The 6185-nt window shown below is 38.6% G+C and carries 5 protein-coding genes; all 5 read right to left on the bottom strand.

Translation table 11 applies throughout. The annotated features are described in order from the left end of the window. Nucleotides 1-14: 14 nt before the first annotated feature. On the bottom strand, nt 15-3908 hold the full coding sequence (dnaE, locus tag AC1WHX_RS09805) for a DNA polymerase III subunit alpha (protein WP_122338415.1): 3894 nt from the start codon (nt 3906-3908) through the stop codon (nt 15-17). Nucleotides 3909-4128: 220 nt separating this feature from the next. Beyond that, nucleotides 4129-4650 carry a hypothetical protein gene (locus AC1WHX_RS09800; protein WP_122338414.1) on the bottom strand — a complete coding sequence of 174 codons (522 nt, stop codon included), beginning with the start codon at nt 4648-4650 and terminating at the stop codon, nt 4129-4131. A gap of 2 nt (nt 4651-4652) precedes the next feature. Then, nucleotides 4653-5015, bottom strand: coding sequence for a hypothetical protein (locus AC1WHX_RS09795; RefSeq protein ID WP_122338413.1), 363 nt, complete (start codon nt 5013-5015; stop codon nt 4653-4655). Nucleotides 5016-5029: 14 nt separating this feature from the next. Beyond that, nucleotides 5030-5542, bottom strand: coding sequence for a hypothetical protein (locus AC1WHX_RS09790; RefSeq protein ID WP_481229253.1), 513 nt, complete (start codon nt 5540-5542; stop codon nt 5030-5032). A 3-nt stretch (nt 5543-5545) separates the two neighbouring features. Next, nucleotides 5546-6185: hypothetical protein (locus tag AC1WHX_RS09785; protein WP_481229251.1), on the bottom strand; the 640-nt coding region annotated here is incomplete at its 5' end.

Raw genomic sequence — 6185 nt, 5'->3', positions numbered from 1 at the left:
TTATAAATATGTTTTTAAGCCGATGCCTCTGTCCCGTATAGTACCAGTTCATCTTCGGCCTCTTCGGTATTGCGTTGCATCTCTTTTCGGGAAATTCCGTTTATCTTGAATGATAATCCGTTGTTATCTTCGATAAATCGGATTAGGTCTTTTGTTACGTTAACCTTGTGTGATCGGGCGAAAAGCTTTACTTGATATTTTTCTTCAGGATCATAGATTTCGAAGAAAAGTTCGGTATTCGATTCTTTATCGGGTTTGAGCAGGTCTGTCAGCGGCTCTATTATACCGTTGTTGATCTGGTCGATCGGAATTACTACAGTAAGACTTTCCAATAATTTATTTTTTACGTCTTGCAATAACTCTATCGAGACGATCCGTATGTCCAGAACGCTTTCATTGAATTTTCGGGGTTGACATTTTGCTTTGATAAGCAGATACATGCCGTTATATCCGAATTTCCGGAAATCGACGAAATCTTTTCCGAAAAGAGGTATCTCGGCAGATCCTGAATAATCCTCGATTTTTAGAATTCCGAATGGTTTACCGGTTTTTGTCATTCCTTCTCTGAAACCTGTTACGATACCGCCCATGACAATATCTTTATTGATTAAGGCTTGACGGTCTTCCAGTTCGCTCATTCGGGTATTGCATCCATATTCGAGAGTCAAAGCATAGTCGTCCAGAGGATGTGCAGACAGGTAAATTCCTACTAAATCCCGTTCCTTTTCCAGTCGTTCCAAATCAGACCAGCTTTCGGCAGCGGGAATTTCGGGCTTGGCTACTTCTATAGCATCGCTTCCTCCGAACAGAGAGTTAATTTGAGCCGCTTTATCTACTTGATATTTGTTACCGTAGCGAACAAGGGTTTCGAGGAAAACTTCACCTTTACTGTTTTGAGCGAAATATTGTTCTCTTTTTATTTCCGGAAAACTGTCGAATCCTCCGGATAAGGCAAGACTTTCTATATTCTTCTTGTTACAAGCATTCAAATTGACCCGTTGCACAAAATCAAAAATACTGGTGAACGGACCGTTTTTCTCTCTTTCTTCCATAATACTGCGGACAGCACTTTCTCCTACACCTTTTACAGCTCCCAATCCGAAGCGGATATTGCCGTCTTTGTTAACGTTGAATTTCAAATTACTTTCGTTTACATCCGGACCGAGCACTTTAATACCCATAGCTTTACATTCATCCATGAGTTTGGTGATTTCCGTAATATTCGAGATATTGCGGCTCATCACGGCTGCCATATATTCCGAAGGGTAGTTGGCCTTCAGGTAAGCTGTCTGGTAAGCCACCCAAGAGTAGCATGTCGCATGAGACTTGTTGAATGCGTACGATGCGAATTTTTCCCAGTCAGCCCAGATTTTTTCCAAAGTTTTGGGATCGTGCCCGTTTTTTTGTCCGTTATTTATAAACAGCGGTTTTAAAGCATCCAGTTTATCCTTTAATTTTTTTCCCATCGCTTTACGCAAAGCATCGGACTGTCCGCGTGTAAAGTCTGCCAATAACCGTGAGAGAAGCATCACCTGTTCTTGATACACTGTAATTCCGTAAGTATCTTTCAGGTACTTTTCCATAATCGGAATATCGTATACGATTGGCTCTCTTCCATGTTTCCGGTCGATAAACTGCGGAATATAATCCATAGGTCCTGGTCGATAGAGAGCATTCATGGCGATGAGGTCTTCAAAGGTCGTCGGTTGCAGTTCGCGCAAATATTTTTGCATTCCGGCCGATTCAAACTGGAATGTTCCCACGGTTTTCCCTTCGCTGTACAATTTATAGGTCGCATCGTCGTTTATCGATATTTTGTCGATATCGATATCGATGCCTCGGTGAGATTTTATATTCGCTACGGCTTCTTTGATAATCGATAGTGTTTTCAATCCCAGGAAGTCCATTTTTATCAATCCCGTATCTTCGATTACCGAACCTTCATATTGAGTGACCAGCATTTTTTCACCGGTCTCTTTATCATCGGCAGTACTTACCGGAACCCAATCGGTAATATCATCTCGACAAATAATCGTCCCGCAAGCATGGACACCCGTACCCCGAACGTTTCCCTCAAGCATACGAGCGTATTTCATCGTGTCGCGTATCAACATATTTTCCGATTCGCAGGCTTGTTGCAATTCGGGAACTGCGGCAATACAATTTTTTAGATTGATTTTAGGAGATTTACCGTCTATTTCAGGCAATCTGTCGGGAATCAGTTTTGTGAGACGGTCTGATTCGGAAAGAGGCAATTTCTCTACTCTGGCAACATCTTTGATAGCCATTTTGGTTGCCATAGTACCGTAGGTAATAATATGAGCTACCTTTTCGTGCCCGTATTTGTCGGTTACCCAACGAAGTACTTCTCCTCGTCCGTCGTCGTCGAAGTCGATGTCTATATCCGGTAAAGAAATACGGTCGGGATTCAAAAAACGCTCGAACAGCAAGTCATATTGTATCGGGTCTATCTGGGTAATCCCGAGACAGTAGGCAACTGCCGATCCGGCAGCCGATCCTCGCCCCGGACCTACCGATACCCCCATGTTGCGTGCTGCGGCGATAAAGTCCTGCACGATCAAGAAGTATCCCGGGAAACCCATTGTTTTCATAATATGGAGCTCGAAGATCAGCCGTTCCTTTACATCCGGGCTTAATGGATCTCCATAACGAGTTTTTGCCCCGTCGAAAGCTAATTTCTTTAAATAGTCTGCTTCCAGTTTGATACGGTATAGTTTGTCATATCCTCCTAAAGTATTTATTTTAGCTTCCGCAGCGACCTGGTCCATAACGACATTCCCGTTTTCATCCTGAGTAAATTCATCGAACAGATCTTTTTCCGTGAACTTTTTCCGATACTCTTCTTCTGTCCCGAATTCTTCAGGAATAGCGAATGTCGGCATGATAGGAGCATGATCGATCGAATAGAACTCCACCTTATCCAGTATTTCATTGGTGTTGATAAGAGCTTCGGGAACATCGGCGAAGAGAGCGTTCATCTCTTCGGTTGTTTTCATCCACTCCTGTTTCGAATAATACATGCGGTTGGGGTCATCAAGGTCTTTTCCCGTACTCAGGCAGATCAGCCGGTCGTGAGCCTCTGCATGTTCTTCATCAACAAAATGCACGTCATTGGTACAGATTACTTTGATATTATATTTTTTTGCATATTCCAGAATTTTGGCATTAGCTTGCACCTGTAAAGGATATGCTTCGTGATTGGCATTCGGCACGGTAGCTTTGTGCCGTTGTAATTCCAGATAGTAATCTTCACCGAACAGGTTTTTGTACCATCGTACCGCTTCTTCTGCCTCGTCGAGCAAACCTTTGTTTATTTTTTTCGGGACTTCACCACCCAAACAGGCAGATGCGACGATCAGCCCTTCATGATATTTTTCCAGTTCGACACGGTCGGTTCTTGGACGCATATAGAAACCCTCGGTCCAAGCTTTTGATACCAATTTAATCAGGTTTTTGTACCCTTTCAGATTTTTTGCAAGAACGATCAAGTGGTATCCGCTTTGATCGGGTTTACCGTTTTTGTCTTGTAAGCGGTTTCTTGCCACATACATTTCGCAACCGATAATCGGTTTGAAGAGTTTTTTTTCTTTCTCTTCCAACTCAGCCTTACAGCGTGAGAGTTCGGCATCCCGGTCTTCACATTCTATTTTTCCGTTTTCGATGTCCGATATTCTTTTTTTCAGGTCTTTTATCTCGCTTTTGACACCTCCATTTTTTTTATTTACGTAATTATAAAATTCTTTGATACCGAACATATTGCCGTGATCGGTAATGGCAATACCCCGCATGCCGTCACGCATAGCTTTATCGACCAAAGCCTGTATACTCGCTTGTCCGTCAAGAATAGAATATTGAGAATGGACGTGTAAATGTATAAATGGATGCATGATAAATATAATGACTGTTACTTTGTATGGGGATAAAGTTACGAAGCTTATTCGAAGCAAGAAAATAGATTTGGTGAAAATTTTTATAAGAGTTATTTATGAGGATTTAATTAGTTGATGACTAATGCTTTATTAGAGTATTTTTTCTTGATGAAAGAATGACTTGTGGATGTCGCTTTTTAATATAAAATTCGGTCAAAAATTTCTTGTATGAGAAGATTTACCAACCACCATAAATGTCACCTTCTTTTATATAATTATTAACAGGTTCGTATTTAGTCATTGATATTGTATAATGACTCGGATATATATTTACTTGGATATATGGATATTTTAGAATTGGAGGTTCTGTTCTAAAGCGAGGTTCAAAAAAAAGAGAGTCGAATTCAGCCTCTCGTAGTATTTCCAGACTGTCATTAAGAATATTAATTTCTGTAATATCATCAGAAGCTAATATGTAAATGGCTTTTTTGTTACGGGGGTCAAATACGAAATTCAAAATAGTTGATTGATTGGTTTCATACTTTATATAGTCAACGGTATCTGAAGGTAGAACGCTATCTTTTGCAAATACGACATAAAATTGAGCACCTGGTACTTTAGAGGTGGTTATTCCGATATCTGTTCCCGGAACTTTAAAAAAGAAGTTGCTGGGTTCGTTGTTATATTTCTGTTTTTTTTCAGAGCAGGAATATATCGAACCGATAGCGATAAGCGATAGGATATAAATAATCTTTTTCATAACTATTTAGTTAAACGTTTATATAAAGTAGGAATACTTCTGGTATATCTGTCGAGAATAGAAAAAGGAGCTATTAAAAGATCTCTTATTCCGAGTTGGTATCCGAAATATTGCGCATTTTGAGAAGATGGCAATTCGATAGCAGTGATATTCCCCATTTTATCGTAAGTAAAAGCCTCGGCCGCAGCGGTTTTAACCCCGTCTCGAGTATATTGTTGAGAAGCGGTAAGCCTGTTCAGCCCGTCATAAGACAATCTGAAGTGCGCGCTGTCGTGAGCCGAATAATAGACATCGGCGATATTCCCGTTATAAAGAGGCTCGACACCCTCCGGAAGATCTTCGTTATAATATATCTTCTCGTTCATATTTTCTTATGGTATTACTTTCTAATGTAATGTTGCATACAGCAGAGACCTGTCAATGACAATTTTTTGAATGTGTAATTAAAATAAAATTCTGTTGTTTCAGTTTTCATATAAGATGGTTGGGAGACATATGGGATTTTCTTTTCTTTGTTAGAAACATCTCCCAAATATTGAGGAATATCTCCATACCATATAAAAATATAGTCCTTGTATTTGAAATATCCTTTTAAAGCTACTCTTTCGTAGTATTCGAATTGGGGACACAAACTAAAAATTAAAGAAAAATATTCATCTCTTTTTTGGCTGATAATATTAAAGGTTTTGAAGACTTTCCTTTTGATTTCTGGACAAAAAGATTTGAATATCAAAGAATCTATACCACATAGAAACAGACTGTCTTTAATAATCAGTTCCGGTACATTTTTATAATTTTTTTCAACTTTAGGAATAGAAGCTTGAGATTGACAGGTTACTATTCCGAAAAAAAAGAAAAGAATGAATAACTCAATAAAGCGTTTTAGTTTCATAATTTAAAAATTAATATATCGTTTGCTAGGCACATGAAATATTTGGTATTGAGGAATAGGTAATTGATATTGTTGTAAAACTCTATTAACTTCGTCTTTAAAACCTATATCATTTGGACTTGCATATTTTGATATAGGATGACTATGTATTATCGACCTAATTGTGTAATTGTAATATAAGCGCCCAGACATTAGATATGATCCTCCAGGTTCTTTCCCTTTTATATGTCCTGTTGTAATGAAATTAAGTCCTTTATCTCCTGGTATCCCAGTTTGAGCAAGCCCTATCTCAACTTGTGAAGAACTTCCAGTAACATTGAAGCTTAAAAATTCGAATAAAGATTTTCCATTTGTATCTCCTCTTATTTTATATTCATCATAAGTATCTTTCTTATTTTGTTTCTGATTATAATAAGATATTGAGTTTTGTGATTCGATAGTTCCATAGTTGAAGATAATATTATTGTACTGTTTATTTCCTTCTTTATCGATAGTGAAAGTCCTTTGGTATTCTCCGTTTTCATTTAATGCTACCATAAAAAAAGCATCTTGTGTTCGATCTTTAATGCGGTTTATTATTCTCCCTTCATTGTTAATTTCCCAAATGTCCATTCCTGTGGGATCAAGCGCATTAATGAAATTA

The sequence above is a fragment of the Coprobacter sp. genome (genome assembly GCF_982436375.1).
Note: the sequence above shows the minus strand (reverse complement) of the source record. Positions and strands in the feature narration are given on the sequence as shown.

Excerpts from the sequence above, each read along its gene's own strand:
- dnaE (WP_122338415.1), bottom strand. The coding sequence starts at position 3,908 with ATGCATCCATTTATACATTTACACGTCCATTCTCAATATTCTATTCTT.
- AC1WHX_RS09800 (WP_122338414.1), bottom strand. The coding sequence starts at position 4,650 with ATGAAAAAGATTATTTATATCCTATCGCTTATCGCTATCGGTTCGATA.
- AC1WHX_RS09795 (WP_122338413.1), bottom strand. The coding sequence starts at position 5,015 with ATGAACGAGAAGATATATTATAACGAAGATCTTCCGGAGGGTGTCGAG.
- AC1WHX_RS09790 (WP_481229253.1), bottom strand. The coding sequence starts at position 5,542 with ATGAAACTAAAACGCTTTATTGAGTTATTCATTCTTTTCTTTTTTTTC.